This window comes from Chitinophagaceae bacterium C216 (genome assembly GCA_028485475.2).
GTDB classification, from domain to species: Bacteria; Bacteroidota; Bacteroidia; order Chitinophagales; family Chitinophagaceae; genus Niabella; species Niabella composti.
In genome coordinates, this window is the sequence record CP144143.1 from 2,338,685 (window position 1) to 2,356,281 (window position 17,597).

Below are 17,597 nucleotides of genomic sequence, written 5' to 3' on the forward strand. Positions count from 1 at the left end.
TTGTTATTAAAAAGTGGCGTTAATTCCCAATGACCATGTACGCAATGTAGGATAAGGCACTTTAGGATCATCATACATATTGCGATACTTGTCAGGATAAGGATTGTAAAAGTCCCAAAGGTTAAATCCTGCTAGATTAAATCTCAATGAGCTCATCCTTACTTTTGATGCAATTGATTTAGGAACCGTATAGCCTATAACCAAACTACGCATAAAACTTCTGAAGGTTGAAATTTGCCAGAAATCTGAAGGAGCGCCATTCTGATCATAATAAGCCAGATTGGGCCATTTACCATTAGGGTTATCCACTGGGTCAAACATATCATTCAAGTATGAAGCATGAGACCAAATAATATTTGTAGAGCCGGTACCTTGTTTGATATAATCGATTCTTCTATAGCCACCCCATGAGGTAGCAATTTGAGTAGTTAATGAAATAGACTTCCATGACAGTCCGATATTGGTAACTAGTCCATAAGATCTTCTGCTTCCCAGTGGAACGAAGTCCTGCCCATCTTTTTCAATTCTTCCGTTAGGTCCTGCAATAGTTTCTGTAGCGGCATCCAAAGGCCCTGCAATATCCTGATAAGCCAACATACCTTTTTTAATTAAAGACTTATCCGTAATACCCAGATAGGAAGGTGTAGTTCCGGCGGCATTTGCTAAATCTGTGAGATACTGCCAATAAGCGTCAATATCTGCATCGGTACGCAGCAAACCGTCGCCTCCTTCATTTCCTTTCCAGGTCAGGAATCCGTATGTAGGACGTATAGTTGAATAACCTTCTCTATTGCCGTATTGAGAAGGATAGTTAAAGGCTACAGGAAGCCATTTGGTGATTTTATTATCACCGGTACCAAAGTTCAAGCCGATCGAATATTCAAACTCTCCTACTCTATCTTTCCATGTAGCACTGATTTCAGAACCCCAAGATTTCACCGCACCGAAGTTTTGCTCGGCAAAACCACCACCAACCGAGATAGGAACTCCTACTTGATTAGCTAATGTCATCAGCATATCGTAGTTGTGATCCCAGTATCTGTCATAAGTAATGGTTAAACGACTATTCAATACAGATACATCAACACCAATGTTTTTCTTAATGGTTTCATCCCAAGTCATATTGGGGTTGGGCTCGGCATTAGGAGTTAAAGCTGCCACTAACGTACCCCCACCATTTTTTCCAAAGCCCATACCTTTATCAGCTGCATAAGTATATGTCTGCATCCATCTCCATGCCTTTACATTATCCTTACCCGTTTTACCTATAGAACCGCGAATTTTCAAAAAGTTTACCCAGGGTACATTTTCTTCAAACCATTTTTCTTTCGACACTACCCAACCGGCAGATACCCCTGGGAAGAAACCCCAATAGTTCGCTGGAGCAAACTTGGTAGAAGCATCGGATCTGAATACAAACTGCATCAGATATTTACCATCATAGTCATAGTTCACTCTTCCCAAATAAGCAAGCGTACCACCTTCAGACTTATACACGTATGTGTTCGAAGGGTTCAATGTTCCTGCAGAAGGTGAAGAACCATTAAATCCGCCCGGAACAGGTTGTTCATAAATTATAAATTTCTTTTGCCAGTTTTGAATGCCTTTCTCCACCGAAGCCATTGCAGAAACATTGTGCTTACCAAATCTTCTGTCATAATTGATAAAGAAATTGGACTGTTGTACTTTTCCTATTTCATCTGCAAAACGAACAGTAGATCTATTATTATTCATTGCCACATTCCAAGTTGTAGAATCGGAATATAAATGGTATCCCATGGCATTCGTGTTGGTTGCCGCTGCCAGACGGATTCCCAACATTGCCTGTTCATTATTATTGGTAAAATAATTAATACCATAAGTGGCTTTCAAAGACAATCCTTTAATAAAAGGAACATCATATTGTAATGAAAATACGGTACTGTAAGCCTGATTATCATCAGCAGTATAAGATCCACTATTAAGCAGTGCAAAATAGTTCCATCCTGAAATATTATTTTGTCCCGAAGGGTTGGTTTGCACTCTATGTGGCCCTAATGCAGGTGAAACATATTCTCTAACTCCATTCACAGTATACTCCCACGGAATGTACTTGGGCATATGCAATAACACCGCATAGTCCGTCTGTTCCGACCCTGAAGTATAAGAGCCTTCATTGATTGAAATCTTAGTAAATGATTTCTCTACTTGTGAGTTGTTGGCAGCAAGTGTAGCAGAAAGTTTTAAGTTATTTGCCACTTTAACGTCAGTTCCCGCACGGAAAGACCATTTATTATAATCCTGAGTACCCAGATTGGGCTTTTGCGTGTAATATGCTGCACTTGCAAAATATGTTGCACGTTCAGCGCCCCCACTCACATTTAAGGAGTGTTGCATGGCACCACCAGGTTTCCATGCCTCACGCAACCAGTCGTAGTTTAGCGACTTCATGGCCTCTAGTTCTCTTTCATCGAAAAATGAACTGTTCGAGCCACCGGAGGCGCGGAAAAATCTGTTTGAAAAAATTCCATGCTCATAAGCAGACATTGTCTTTCCAAAACTTACAGCATCATTAAACTCAAATTTCCCAGAATAAGCAATTTTAGGTGCACCAATTTGACCTTTCTTGGTTTTAACAATAATAGCACCTTGCGAAGCACGAGAGCCATAAATGGCTGCAGCAGCATCCTTTAATACGGTAATGCTTTCCACTTCGTTAGGGTCCAAAGTATTAAACTGATTTAACGTGGGAAGCCCGGTGTTGGGATCTATCTGAATGACATCATCAATAATCACCAACGGCAGCTGACTGCTTCCATCTTTACTAAAACCAAAGACTTGACGGATGCTGAGTGTAGCATTTTCTCCAGGTCTTTGACTACCACCAGTTACACTCAACCCCGGTATTTGGCCTTTCAAAGCTTCTGCAATACTGCTTACAGGCAGATCTACAATTTTATCCATGTCTACAGTAGCCACAGCACCTGTAAGATCACTTCTGCGTTGCGAGCCATAACCGATAACAACTACTTCATCCATGTTGCTTTTCAAACTAGTCATTCGCAATCGAATAGGCTGATCCAAATTATCAACTCGAGTTTCACCGAACTGATATCCTACGTGTGAATACTGCAGCACTGCACCTCCAATAGGAAGATTCATTGTAAACTCTCCTTTAGAGTTGGAAACTGCACTTTGGGGTCCATTTTTTACCTTAATAGTAACGCCAGGAATAGGAGCATTTGTAGAATCATCTACAACCATTCCTGTAACAGTTCTGGTCTGTGCTTCTGTATTTACATATACACAAGCGAAAAGCACAAAGAAACAAGCAATTTTTAAGAGGCGCTTAAAATACATATGGTCTTATCGTTTTAATATTTATGCTAGTTTAAATTTTGCTGTTTTACTCTTTCCTGCCAGTCTTTACTTTCTTTATTCATATCATACCCTCTTGCAGACAGAAAATTATTAATCCTACCTTTATACTTTCCAAACCACTCATGTTTTTCTTTGCTAGAACCTGCGGCCATAGCATGATCTCGAGCCTCTACTAAAGCCGCATAAATATATTCGCGTTCTTCTTCCGTGAGCCTAGGAATCATTTCTAGATATCCCTTATAGGTAATGGGTAATACGTTATAAGTCATCCCATTTTTTATTTGTTCTATCTGCTCCGGACTAACTTCTGTGGAAAGTGCTGCAACAAACTGTTTATTAATTAAAGCACGCTCCTGTTCAAACAGTGTGGTAATGCGTGTTTTTTCTATTTCAGCTTCATTTTTATCTGCAATATTAGTTTTGATAGCAGTTAGGGCATTAACTTTTCTCTCATCAATTTCTTTAATAGCAACATACTCCTTTGCAATTAGTTCTTTTACTTTATAAAATTTAGTGGAGTCGGTTATATTAAGAGCGGCCGCAATTTTACCTGCACGTTCATTCGCTATACTCCAATATTCATCACTCGTAACTGACTGTGCATTAGCAATCGTTACTATAAAACACCAAATGTGAATCGCTAAAACTTTTTTCATTTTGAATGGCATACCGCAATCGTTACATAATAAAGCATAAAATTAGACCGCTTGTATACCTTAAGCAATGCAAGGTTTAACTATGAAAATGGAAAATTTTACTATTCAGCGCAAACGTTTGCGAAAATTCTATAATAATTTGTTTTATCAATATGATATTTTATATGCTACTTTATCCGAATAGTCGCAAAAGCAGGGATAAGTCCAGCAGAAGTAATTTTAATATTAGCCACCCCAGGACGCAATCCTTTGATAATCGCCAATGCCATACCTTTATAAGCGTGATGCACTGCATCTCTCATGGAATTTAAATCTGAAGGATTCCCATTATCCATAGCCTCTACTTTCGCTGCTCCTTCGACCTTCACGCTAATTAAATGCGCTGCATCGGGAACTAAGTTGCCCTCTTTATCTAATACGCGAATCGTGATAAAAGATAGCTCGTTATTTTTACTATCAATTATAGAATTCTCAATTGTAGCTTCGAGCTTATAGGGTGTTCCTGCTGTCCGGATAGTTTTTTCCAACACTTTCTTTCCTTCATGATCGTAGGATACAGCTTTTAATTCTCCTGGCTCGAATGGAACTCTCCACATCACATGAAACACTGAATCGGATTTGGATTTGCGTCCTAATGATTTTCCATTTAAAAACAACTCAACAGTTTCCGCTTGATTATAATACGCTTTTACATCAACCAATTGCCCGAGCTCCCAATTCCAGTGGGGATAAACATGTAACACGGGTTGACTAGTCCATTCGCTCTGATACATATAGTATACGTCCTTAGGGAAACCTGCTAAATCCACAATTCCATAATAAGAGCTTCGTGCAGGATAAGGATATGGCACGGGTTCTCCCAAAAAATCAAATCCACTCCATACGAATAATCCTGATAAATAATCATGCTTTTTGATGATGCGCCATGTTTGCTCATGGCTGGATCCCCAATATGCAGTCACATTGTCGTAAGCAGACACCGTATAATCAGGATTGCCATTTTCAATATACTTAAACTCCGAGCTCGGTGGCCAAAATCTTAATGAATCTGAAGGCATATCATAATGACCTCGACTGGCCAAACCCGAAACAACTTCGGAAGCAATAAATTTTTCACCGGGATAATTTTTAGGAAAATCTTCATAAGATTCAATATGATAATTGAAACCTAACACATCCAAAGCTTTTGACTGATATATCATATTTTTATCCGGCCTATTTTCGCTTAAAGCACAAGTTACTGGTCTTGTTGTATCTAATGCCTTAACAATATCTACCAGTTTCTTGGTTAATGTAATCCCTGTGGAATCGAACTGTTCTCTAATTTCATTACCGATACTCCACATGAATACACTAGGATGATTTCTATCGCGCTTCACCATGTGTTCTAAATCCCGCTGATGCCATTCATTAAAAAATCTGAAATAATCATATTTGTTTTTCTTTTTTGCCCACATATCAAAAGCCTCATCCATAACTAGAAATCCCATTTCATCACATAAATCCAGATATTTCGCCGCCGGAGGATTGTGCGAAATACGAATCGCATTTACTCCCATCTCTTTCAGAATACGTAACTGCCTTCTTGCTGCCGACTCATTAAAAGCTGCACCTAAAGCACCCAGGTCATGGTGCATACATACGCCCAAAATCTTTGTCTGGTTACCATTCAGGTAAAATCCTTTATTAGCGTCAAAATGAAAATAACGTATACCAAACCTGCTTTCCCATTGGTCTAATAACTTTTTCCCCTGATATAACTTAAAAACAGCTTTATACAAATAGGGATGCTGAGGTGACCATAATTGCGGATTTTGAAGCTTGCCTCTAAACAAAAACGTACTATCGTTTTTGCCTCTAGCCTCCGGAAAGATTGTTGCCACTAATTTGTTGGCACTATCATACACTTCCCATTTAGCGAAAATATTATTTGAAAGTTTGGCATTTTGAACTGCTGCTTCCGCAAAAAGCTGCACTTCATTATTCTTTCTTTCAGAATTATGTAGGAAGATACCCCATTTAGCAAAAGCTACCTTATTAGTAATTACTAAGTGTACATCTCTATAGATGCCGGAACCACTATACCATCGTGAATTAGGCTGTTCTGAGTTATCTACGCGCACAGCGATAACATTATTTCCAGGTAGCAGATAGGGGGTCAATTCATAATAGAACGCTGTATAGCCATAAGGCCATTTGCCCAAATAATGACCATTGATCCATACCTCACTATTCATATAAATCCCATCAAACTCTACATACACTTTAGTGTTTTCCTTTTCTATAGGTAAGCTAAAGCTTTTACGATACCATGCAATGCCACCCGGTAAAGCCCCTCCAGCATTGCCCGCAGGGTGAATAACATCAAAACTCCCCTCAATACTCCAATCATGGGGAAGTGCTAGTTTTCTCCAATTGTTATCATTATACGATGGGAGTTTATATATCGCACTATCATGTAAAATGAACTTCCAGTCTTTGTTAAAATTGATAACCTGCCTAGGAGCTTGCCCTTTTCCTTGTAGCATTATGAAAATAAAAATCAATATCAATATAATCTTATTCATTTCTAATCTATAATAGGTTTTATATACAAATAATCTAAACTTTAAAAATGCAAGCCACTTTTTCCTTTATCTACAGAGGTTGCAACAGCAATACCTCTATTATCATCTTCATCCACAGCACAATAAAAATGGTAAACCACACCTTTATGTTTCAACACAAAAGATTTATGTGCAAATTTTTTATCATAATGCTCAGACGAGTTTATTAAATCCTCTCCGTCCCAGTCGGTCCAATGAATAAGATCATAAGAACAGGCAAAACGATTAAAAGCATCCCGTTCTCTACCCTTCCAAAAAGCACCAAAGTAAAACATAACCCACACATCGTCTATCTTCTGAATTTGCGGATCACCAGTTATACCTCTGGAATGATGTACTATAGGATCCTTCAAATAGCGCTTCCATGTTATCATATCACTAGAAACAGCCATGCCTATTCGCTCATACCAACGCGTTGCTTTGTTATTAGGCAATGAGTCCCCCACTGCATTATAATACATTACAAATGGATAGCCGGTGTGTTTCTTTTTATCCTTTATAACATAACTCTTAAATAATTTATTACGATTCTCCCACCATCTTACATCATTGTCCGATGATGACAATACTGGCCTTTCAGAAAGCTCCCATGTAACAGGCTTTGCAGGTTTTAGAGTAGTAGATGCCACTCCTATTGAAAGTGGTTCCGGCTCATATCCCTCTGAAGCACCTCCAAAATAAGACATCCAGTAGCGCTTACTATATTTTTGCAATTTATAGTTACCTCCCCATTTCGTATTCACCAATGCATTATATCCGGCTTTTTGAACGGCATCCCATCCATTCTGGGTAAACGCCAGCTGAACACCTAAAGTTTTCCAGTGCAATAAATCTTTACTAGAGGCCAACCATGTTTCATACCCTTTCCCATCAAATACGATATAACTCATATACCATGTTTTGCCGAAGCGGTAAATTGTAGGACAATCTACCTTTTTCCCCTTTTGAGGGGGCAATACTACAAGACCGTATTTGTATGGAGTTTTTACCTCCTCGTAAATCTTCTGCATCACCTCTTTGGGTACAGACTGTGCTCTTAGAGTCCCTACAACACATTGTAGTAGCAGGTATAGTATCAACTGGTATTTCATCCACGTAAACGCTTTTTAGCCGAAACAATAAACTTATATTCCCCCGATCCTACTTTTACAGGTTTCTTTTTATATTCTTCAGGGAAAAAGATGGTTGCAGTAGTATTTGACGGGATTGATACTTCTAGACTAAAACGTTCTTTATCTTTTTTCCACGCTACTGCAATTATGCCCTGAATGGATCTATAATGGGCTTTTGCTTCCTTAATATCACCCACAGGCTGAGGTCGGATTTCAATAGTCCGAAATGCAACAGAACCTTCCACCTGCCGGATACCACAAAGTCCGGAATACAACCACTCCATTAAATGTCCCAGCATGAAATGATTGTTAGATACGAAGGGATATGCTTGCCAAGATTCCGTTAACGCTGTGGCGCCATGTGTTATCTGATAGCCATACCCCGGTACGTCACTACGATTATTCATTCTATAAATAACATCATTGCGACCATACTTTTCCAACACTCTCAAAACATATCGATAACCAATATCTCCAGCAGTCAATGCAAAACCTCGCTGCTCAATATCAGTAATCAGATTATGTAAAACATCTTGCTGATAACGTTCCTCTACTAATCCCATATACAGGGCCATAGCATTAGCAGTCTGACTACCGGTCGCGTATTGTTTTGTTGTTTGATTAAAGAACTTTTTATTGAATGCTACTTTTACTTCTGCAGCCAAGTTTCTATATCGGGTAGCATCCGCAACTTTACCAAGCAATGTAGCAGTTTTTTCGAGGATCGTGATATCGTAATAATAGATTGCCGTAGCCGTAATTCCCTGTGGTGTTAATTGAGCAACTCCCGGTCGATTGGGTCCTATATCGAACCAGTCTCCTAAACCATGTGATAATATATGATCAGATGATTTGTTTTGCAGATAAGCCACATATTTTTTCATCATGTCATAGGCTTCTGCCAATGTTTTTTTATCACCAAACCATAAGTAATGATACCAAGGTAAAATCACTGCTGCGCTACCCCACTCGGGCGACTCATCAAATGGTGGAGTGAATCGCGTATACTCTGGTGCTATTTCTGGAATTTTACCGTCGGGATATTGTGCGTACATCATATCCCGAATAACTTTCCTATTCAACGCAGCAATATCAAAATTATACTGAACAGAACTACCCATTAAATGCGTTTGTTCTAACCATCCTAGCTTTTCACGATGAGGGCAATCTGTATACACACTTACCATATTGCTTTTGATGGCCCATAGAATTAATGCGTGTGTTTTATTAAACAACTCATTAGAACAACTAAAGTGGCTTATTAGTGGGGCCGCATTTCGAATATGCATTCCTCTTATATCTTTAATTAGCGGCGCACCTTCTTTCAATGTAATGCCATCAGGGACAGCGTTCTCGACCTGTAAATAGCGAAATCCGTAATAAGTAAAACGAGGTTGCCATTGTTCTTGTCCATCTCCCTTCAACACATAAGTATATACATGTAGTCCACCACTGCCCTTTTGATTAACAGAACCATCATCATTCAAGAGTTCGGCAGGAATTATCCTCACGGTATCACCTTTTCTCCCGGATACTGTAATAGATGGTATACCCGAAAAATTTTGTCCTAAATCAAAGACCCATACATGTTGTTTCAATTGTCTTCTCGAAACAGGAGTAAATTGTTCGAATACTTTCAAGGGTTCCGATAGCTGGGCATGAAGCATAGAAGGCCCATCTGTTTCTACAGCATTCTTCCATGAAGTATCCTTAAAATTGGCTTCATTCCATTTCGGCTGTTCTAGATTAGCATCATAATCCTCTCCTCCATAAATGCTGGAAAAATATATGGGTGAAGCACTAGTTTTCCAAGTACTGTCAGTAACAATAGCTTCACTGGATCCATCTGCATACTCAATGAAAAACTTTGCAATCAATTTGGGATAACCATATGCCCCAGTCATTTTTCTATAACGCTCTCCCGGTATATAGTAAAACCCATTTCCCAGCCAAACACCTATGGCATTCTCACCCTTTCTTATTTGATTTGTAACATCAAATGTTACGTACTGTGCATGCTTCGAATACTGTGTCCATCCCGGATCCAAGAAATGGTCGCCTGTTTTATTTCCATTGACATACATTTCAAACTGCCCTAATCCACAAATAAATGCTGTAGCGGATTTTACAGTCTTTTTAATTGTAATCGTTTTTCGAAACAAGGGTAGTACATTAGGCCTCTTACCCCATTCTTTTTTTCCGTTACCATGCACTAGAGGCAGAAAAATGTTGCTATCGGGCAGTATATCGTAGGCAATCCAGTGAGCATTATCCCAATCGTTTTTATCCAATAATCCCATTTGCCAATAAGCAGTTTTGCTGTATGAAGAGGAGCGTCCATTCTTGTCCCATATCATGACACGCCAGTAATACTTTTTTGCAGACTGCAAAGGACTTCCCTCATAATAAACCTGACCCTGCGGATTAGTAGATACTTTCTTAGAATCCCAAATATTACCCACACCTTTAGCGATTAATGAAGGGTCGTCGCTTACAATAATGCGATAGGCCGATTGCAAAACATTTTTACTTTCAGACTTTATTTCCCATGTTAATATGGGCTGAGATTCGTCTATACCCAAAGGATTTATGCGATAGTTGCAGCGCAAATTGACAGCCTCTATGGGCTGTGCCCCTAATTCTGTAGCTATACTAATGCCAATAATAAATAATGCGAACCACCTTCTCATTGAGATATAATATTAATCAAGATTACAACTGTTGTAGTGCTGCACTAAACTTATACACACCACCTTTTACAGTGTTGACTGCAACTTCCTTACCCTGATAACGTAATTTTAATGGCATTCCGGCTTTCGAGTGCACTATTACATATTGCAATTGTCCGCTTTTCCAATTTATCTCTACTTCAAAACCTCCTCGGGCCAATAATCCTTTAACCCAACCATTACTAAGAGCTGCAGGTAAGGCTGGTAATACTTCTAAAAAACCTGCGTGACTTTGCAAGAGCATTTCTCCTAAGCCGGCAGCACCGCCAAAATTTCCATCAATCTGAAAAGGAGGATGTGCATCAAAAAGATTAGGATAACTTCCAGCACCACCCTTAACGGGGCTCAACAGCATCTGAATTAGTTTATATGCTCGTTCAGCATCTTTGAATCTTGCCCATAAATTGATTTTCCACGCCAGACTCCATCCTGTTGCTTCATCTCCTCGATAAACAAGCGATTGTCTTGCTGCTTTCATCAGTTCGGGTGTCTGTTCCCAATTGATTTCACTTCCGGGATATACAGCCCATAAATGAGAGAGGTGTCTGTGCTTATTGGTAGTGTCATCCACATCCTCCATCCATTCCTGCAACTGACCGTAACGCCCTATCTTATTCGGAAAAATACTGTCTACTTTATTTTTGAGCGTGTCTCTAAATTCATCATCCTTTTTCAAAATCTCACTTGCTTTTATCACTGATTGAAACAGATTTCTGATTAGTTGATGATCCATGGTGGGGCCAGCAACCAGCCCTCCGTGTTCAGGAGAATTAGACGGAGCACTTATTAAATAACCTGTTTTGGGGTCTTTAATCAAAAATGCATTGAAAAACTGCGCTGCACTTTTCATTATCGGATATGCCGTTTGCTCCAAAAACTTTTTATCCAACGTATACAGATAATGCTGCCATAAATGATCACATAACCACGCAGCTCCACCAACCCATATACCATGATTAGCGGCATTGATTGGAGCAGTACCTCTCCATAAATCTGTATTATGATGCAATACCCATCCCGGAGCATTATAATATTGCTTGGCCGTCTCCGTACCCGTTACTGCAAGTTCTTTGATCATTTCAAATAAAGGTTGCTGCATGGGCGACAAATTCAATAAATCGGCAGGCCAATAATTCATCTCCAAATTTATATTGGTAGTATACTTGCTCCCCCAGGGCGGTGATAATAAATCATTCCATATGCCTTGAAGATTGGCCGGTCGGGTCCCAGGCCTTGAACTACTAATCAACAAATAACGACCATATTGAACATACAAAGCCAGAAAAGATGGATCATCATTATGCACGAATGCTGCCAATCGCAGATCTGTGGGCTTCTGCTGCTGACGCAGACGCTGCGCCTCATTACCTAATGCAATGAAGAAAGTATTGAAATATTGCTGATATTCTGCAATATGAGCCTTTCTAATATCCGAAAATGTGGATTGCTGTACTTTATCAATTATCGATCTGCAGATGCTATCTGGTTGTCCGGACACATCATTATAAGATACAAAATTAGTTGCTGCAGTGAGATAAAGCGTTGCAGTATTAGCATTGGATATAACAACCTTTTCATTACACACATCTATCCTGCCACCATCAGTTTGCACCATTAAATAGCTTACACCATATAATGCGCCATGCTTTACTGATACAGTAAGTGCTACAGTATTAGCATTAATCTTTTGTAATGAATATTTTTTATGAGGGCTTGATAAACCTGCGGCAAAACTTATGGCTGCATTTTTGTTTGCACTTAAATGTACCACCAAGGTTTGCGAAGGTGCACTTGCAAAATATTCACGCTTGTAATGGACACCATTATAATCATACTGAGTGGTAGCAATAGCATTGCTTAAATCAAGAGACCGCTTATAATTACTAACCGCAGCGATATTTATATCAAAATCCAAGTTTAAATCGCCAAAGGGCTGATAAGAAGCCTGATATTGTCCTACTGGAGGGGGATCATCATCTTGAATATAATATTTCCACTCGCCGTTTAAAGAAAGTTTTTCTGAAACAATACTTCCTTTAGGATATAATCCGATATGTTGTGTGGTATCTTTATATCCAAGTATTCCACCTTTACCGGAGAAATTGAGTACTAAAATTGCGATGCTATTTTTCCCTTTTTTTAAAAGCGATGCCGGAATCTCGTAACGGCGCGCTTGTGTATTATATTGCGAACCAACAAGCGCTCCATTAATATAGGTAAAATCATATTCACTAACTCTGTTTAAATCGAGTATCAAATTTTTCCCTTCCCACTCCTTAGGTAATTGAAAATAATAACGAAACCATACGGCACCATCCATTCCTTCAAACCCCTGTACCTCCCACCCTTCGTAACTGGGCACTTTTATTGTCTTCCATGAAGCATCATTATAGTTGTATTGAGATGGATTAGCGTTTTGCTTCAACACGGCAGTAACATGCTCTATCCATGCTTCTTTATCGCCTTCAGCAGACTTAATTCCCATAAATTCTCGCTCGGCTAGCTCCTCTGCCTCACGTTGTTTACCAGCGAATAACAGATTTCGTATAGAGTCCAAATACCGCCAAGCATTTTGCCGGTTATAGTTACGTACTGAGCCTGTCCATAAAGTTTCTTCATTAAATTGAATGCGATCCTCGTCTATACCTCCAAATATCATAGCTCCTATGCGTCCATTGCCTATGGGCAACGCCTCTACCCATTTTTCTGCAGGCCGATGATACCATAGCTCCAAGTCTTGTGCTATGGAAGTATTCACCAAAATTCCGAATGTAAAAGCCAATATGACACGGACGAGTTTCTTCATAATATTTATTAGTGAAATTTCACTTCTTGTTTCAATACTTCATTTTCTATTGATACTGCATCCTCCTTAAAAAAATTATCTGCAAGATTGATGTTTTGAGATGCCGCGCCGCTAACCTTTACATACAGCGCTGTTTTTTCAAACGGCCATAAATGTCTTAATAAAGCGTTCTTTGTATTATTTAAGGAGATTACAGGTGTATTAGTATCCGTAGTCGTACTCTCAAGATTGCTGACGAGCAGTCGATCTGTATTTATTACACTCAATGCACTTCCTTGTTGTGCATTCACCCTTACATCACGTAATTGAATGTCTTTGGCGTTTTTTATAATAATGCCTCTCTGTGTTTGAAATACCGCATTATGTAAACTAATTTCACTTACTGGCATTTCGTCAATACCATTGATATACATGGCATCTCTAGCATAGGCTGTTATATTACTCAAATGTATATTTCTAAACTTGGGTGTACGCTCCGAAACTGGCTCAGGGGTAGACTTTGCATATTCCATATCCAACACAATTGCTTGATCTCTGATATTCTTCATCACAATATTATCTACACGAATATCTTCCACAACACCACCCCTACCACGTACGGTTTTCAAACGAATTCCTCTATCTGTTCCATCAAATACACAATTGCTAATGGTAATCTTTCTTACTCCTGCACTCATCTCACTACCAATAACTACGCCCCCATGTCCATCCAGCATAGTACAATTGGTTATAGTATAGTTTTCGGCGGGTCTATCTTTGGTCCTACCAGGTAGATCCTTTCCTGATTTAATAGTAATACAATCATCCCCTACGCTGATATAACAATCACTAATACGCACATTGGAGCAGCTTTCGGGATTAATACCATCGGTATTAGGTGCCATGCGTTTGGGATTTATAATAGTTACAGCATGGATTGTTACATTATCACAAAATTCAGGATTGATTGTCCAAAAGGGGGAATTGCGGATCGTAATTCCTTGTATTAATACATTTTTACAATACATGGTTTGAATGAAAGGAGGACGCAGAAAACCTCTTTTCATTTGCTTGGGATCATCGGGTAATAAAATATCCTTATTATTCTCATCAAATAACTGTTGCCATTTACTTCTAGGTTGTCCTTCTTTATATCCTTCAACAAAAGCCCACCATTTTTTTCCATGCCCATCTACTATTCCTCTACCTATAATAGCTATATTTTCCGCTTCATATGCATAGAAAAGTGGTGAGAAAGTTTTTACATCTACGCCCTCGTAGCGGCTTTCCACCATTGGCAGATAATCATCAAAATCATCACTGAAATGCAGTTCGGCACCTGCATCTATAAATATGGTGATGTTGCTTTTCAGATGAATAGGCCCTGTCAGATATTTTCCAGCAGGAAAATATACGGTGCCACCACCAGCCTTAACCGCCGCATCAATAGCTTTTTTAATAGCCTCCGTGGCCTTTGCACTACTATCTCTTTTAGCACCATACTGGGTTACATCATAAAATTGCTGTGCACTAACAAACTGGGCTATCCATACCAAAAACGACAAGATTCCAATTATCTTTTTCATGATACACTTCTTTTACTGATATTTTTACTCAAAGAGCCAATCCACCTGTTTGCGGTTTCCACTTTCATACAAACCTGCATCATGCATTTGCAATGGGGCTTCAGCATCAATAAATCCCAAAATCAAAGCCACGCCATTAGCTAGTTTCAGCGTATTAGTGCCCGCCTTAAAATCGTAACTATGTATGTGTAACTGTGGCAAACCGGGTATTACTATAGCATTAGCTATTTTAGTTTCTGCCTGACCATAATCATTCGCACTAGCGTTTGTTTCCAATTCCGGAGCTTTCAGAAAAGTAGTATCTCTTTTGAAAGCTGCCCTTTGTGGCTGAAAAAAACCCACTAATACTTTAACCGGTTTCTGTACTGTAAATGTGAGCGATGTTCCATTTTTAATTTGTGATGCCCATTTCATTTGCACTCCTTTCAAGCCTTTCAATTCTTTTGAATAGGCTTTTATAGATACCAATGTATCCACAAATGGTTGGGCTAAGGAGTCTATAGTATACCAGCTATAATCTCCCTGAAGCTTTACCGATGCGTTTTTCAATGGGGTAATCGCTACTTCCTTTACCTGGTTGTTATTCTTCAAAGAATCCAATTTATGTTTGAAATGCGACAACTCCTTTTCAAATGGAAGTAATACTTCTGTCCAATGTTTATAGTTCCCGTTGGCACCCCTTAAAGGTATTTTGCGCTGTTGTGTCTGCATACTATTGGCATACAAGTAGGTCTCTTTAGTTAGCTGTGCAAGCTCTTTATAATAGGCTACACTTTTCTCCAACAATGGCAATGCTTTTTCTAAATCGGTTAGGTCTTCAGAATATTTATAGCGCAATACATACAAGGCGGCTTGTGCTTTGTATGCAAAGTGATAAGCCAAAGCTTTATAAGCATATACATCACTTCTTATACGCTCGAATTCTTCCTTATCAGTGGACACCTTAGCGGCAACAGCATCTATTGCTTTTACAGCCTTATCCGCATGATCTTTTACGTCCTGAATTACTTGAACGGGGGTTTCTCCCACATGAGGAACCCCGTTCCACTCCTTATCAGCATAGGTAATGAGCATTTCCCCCTCCGGGGCCTCGCATTCATATAGCAATTCAAATAATCCAAAGCGATAAGGATTAATCAGTTGAGACATGAGCATCCCTAATGTGAGAGTTTGTCGATTGCCATCGGTTATACCGAAACGTCTTAACAATTTAGGAGCTATTTCTCCTGTTTCTTCATAAGCTATGAGAATGTTATTAGCATCCTGCTTCGATAATCCAAATCGATGTCCCAACTGTGCACACCAGAAATCAATCTCTGCTCTACGATCGCGTTTTGCTTTCCATGCATACCGACTCCAGGCTTTATACCACATCCAATCTCTCTCGATCTGCAACAGCCGATCTCCATTCTTCACACGATCGGCACTATAGGGCCAATCCCAGTAGGAAGCCTGAGGATATAAATGCAGGCCATTGCCACCCATAACCTCGTGCATCCCGATTACAGACTCCTGTATAAATTTAGGGGAGGCATAGCGGAAGGGCTCCAGATTAGCCAAGATGTGAACATTTTCGATGTGCACACTACCTAGATTGCTTAATGTTTGATGCAATTCGGCCCATGCACCTCTGGGACGTTGGTAAGTCAATGCTTCTCCATTAAATTTCGCTACGGTATACAAGTTTTTATACAATGGTAAAGCAGCCTTCATTACCGATGGAGCATCCGTGTCATGAGCACGCAGCACTATTGGTGGTTCCTCTTTTTTACCCAGCGCTTTCAATCCATCCTGCACTCCCGGTATAATAGTTTTAGTAAACCACTCTATATCGTCGTTTCCTACACCTTCCATAGCTTCACCCAAACACACCATTAACCCCACATTAGGATATTTTTCAACAAAAGCGGCAATAGACTTTCTGGTATAATCAGCAATTATAGGAATGATGGGGCGTTCGCGTTCTTGAGTTTTTAGATTATGCTTTTCTGCAAACGGTTTAGACACGATGATATTGTAGAACATCTGAATTACCCATATACCCCGTTTATCCGCCTCCTGAGTCAAGAAAGTAAATATTTCCTCATTTTTTTTAAATGTTTCTTCACTTACCTCCACTGCATAGGGATAATCTTTCAATTTTACTAAAGACGCAAAAGGATGGCCATTCCATAGATAAAGCGAATTCATACGATTGTTTACCATAGAATCTAGCACCTGTACCCATAATTGCTTATCGTAGAACCAAGGAAAAGTCTCCGGAGTATAAGGATATTCATACACATCTCTCCCCGGTAAATAATACGGCTTCTGAAGTCCGATACATTGTCCCCGTAGTACCATTTCCGGAGCATCTGTAATATCCAGAAGCTGTGGCAATTCTTTAGTAGTTGCTATTCTATCCGCTAGCTCCAGTGTACCGTATAAAACTCCGGTAGGATCGGAAGCAGTTAGAGTAGTTAATTGGTTGTTGGCTTTTAAAATAAAACCTTCTTTTGGAATTTTAATTGTTGTATCCAGAGATAAACTTATCTGCTTAACTCCTTTTTTGCGATTGTGTTTACGAGAAAAATCGATAAACGAAGTATTATAGCCCGCAGCTTCGAGAGCTTTTTGTAATCGCTCGGCGCCAAATTTTATTCTGGGCACAGAGGTAGAGGGCAATATAATCTCTACCGACTTTTTCGACTGCGCTAGAGATACTACACTGATTAATAGACAAAGAATACCTACAATAATTTGCTTAATGTTTACCTTCATGAT

Annotated in this window: 8 protein-coding genes; all 8 read right to left on the reverse strand. The window is 39.4% G+C overall.

Annotated features, from left to right (window positions below; all coding sequences use genetic code 11):
• Positions 1-6: 6 nt before the first annotated feature.
• The 8 genes from PIECOFPK_RS09985 to PIECOFPK_RS10020 all read right to left on the reverse strand — a co-directional run bounded on the left by PIECOFPK_RS09985 (position 7) and on the right by PIECOFPK_RS10020 (position 17,594).
• Positions 7-3,339, reverse strand: a complete 3,333-nt coding sequence (locus tag PIECOFPK_RS09985) for a SusC/RagA family TonB-linked outer membrane protein (protein WP_409965768.1) — start codon at positions 3,337-3,339, stop codon at positions 7-9.
• A gap of 26 nt (positions 3,340-3,365) precedes the next feature.
• The gene (locus PIECOFPK_RS09990) at positions 3,366-4,016 is read right to left on the reverse strand and encodes a DUF3826 domain-containing protein (protein ID WP_409965769.1); all 651 of its coding nucleotides are present in this window, start codon (positions 4,014-4,016) and stop codon (positions 3,366-3,368) included.
• A gap of 167 nt (positions 4,017-4,183) precedes the next feature.
• Positions 4,184-6,583, reverse strand: a complete 2,400-nt coding sequence (locus tag PIECOFPK_RS09995) for a glycoside hydrolase family 2 TIM barrel-domain containing protein (RefSeq protein ID WP_409965770.1) — start codon at positions 6,581-6,583, stop codon at positions 4,184-4,186.
• Between the two features lie 41 nt (positions 6,584-6,624).
• The gene (locus PIECOFPK_RS10000) at positions 6,625-7,713 is read right to left on the reverse strand and encodes a glycosylase (RefSeq protein WP_409965771.1); all 1,089 of its coding nucleotides are present in this window, start codon (positions 7,711-7,713) and stop codon (positions 6,625-6,627) included.
• On the reverse strand, positions 7,710-10,424 hold the full coding sequence (locus PIECOFPK_RS10005) for a family 78 glycoside hydrolase catalytic domain (protein WP_409965772.1): 2,715 nt from the start codon (positions 10,422-10,424) through the stop codon (positions 7,710-7,712). The genes PIECOFPK_RS10000 and PIECOFPK_RS10005 overlap by 4 nt, the downstream gene beginning before the upstream one ends.
• Positions 10,425-10,446: 22 nt before the next feature.
• Positions 10,447-13,269, reverse strand: coding sequence for a glycosyl hydrolase family 95 catalytic domain-containing protein (locus PIECOFPK_RS10010; RefSeq protein ID WP_409965773.1), 2,823 nt, complete (start codon positions 13,267-13,269; stop codon positions 10,447-10,449).
• 8 nt (positions 13,270-13,277) lie between these two features.
• Positions 13,278-14,834, reverse strand: a complete 1,557-nt coding sequence (locus PIECOFPK_RS10015; RefSeq protein WP_330975353.1) for a glycoside hydrolase family 28 protein — start codon at positions 14,832-14,834, stop codon at positions 13,278-13,280.
• A 24-nt stretch (positions 14,835-14,858) separates the two neighbouring features.
• Positions 14,859-17,594: a hypothetical protein gene (locus PIECOFPK_RS10020; RefSeq protein WP_330975354.1), complete on the reverse strand. Its 2,736-nt coding sequence runs from the start codon at positions 17,592-17,594 to the stop codon at positions 14,859-14,861.
• Positions 17,595-17,597: the final 3 nt, after the last annotated feature.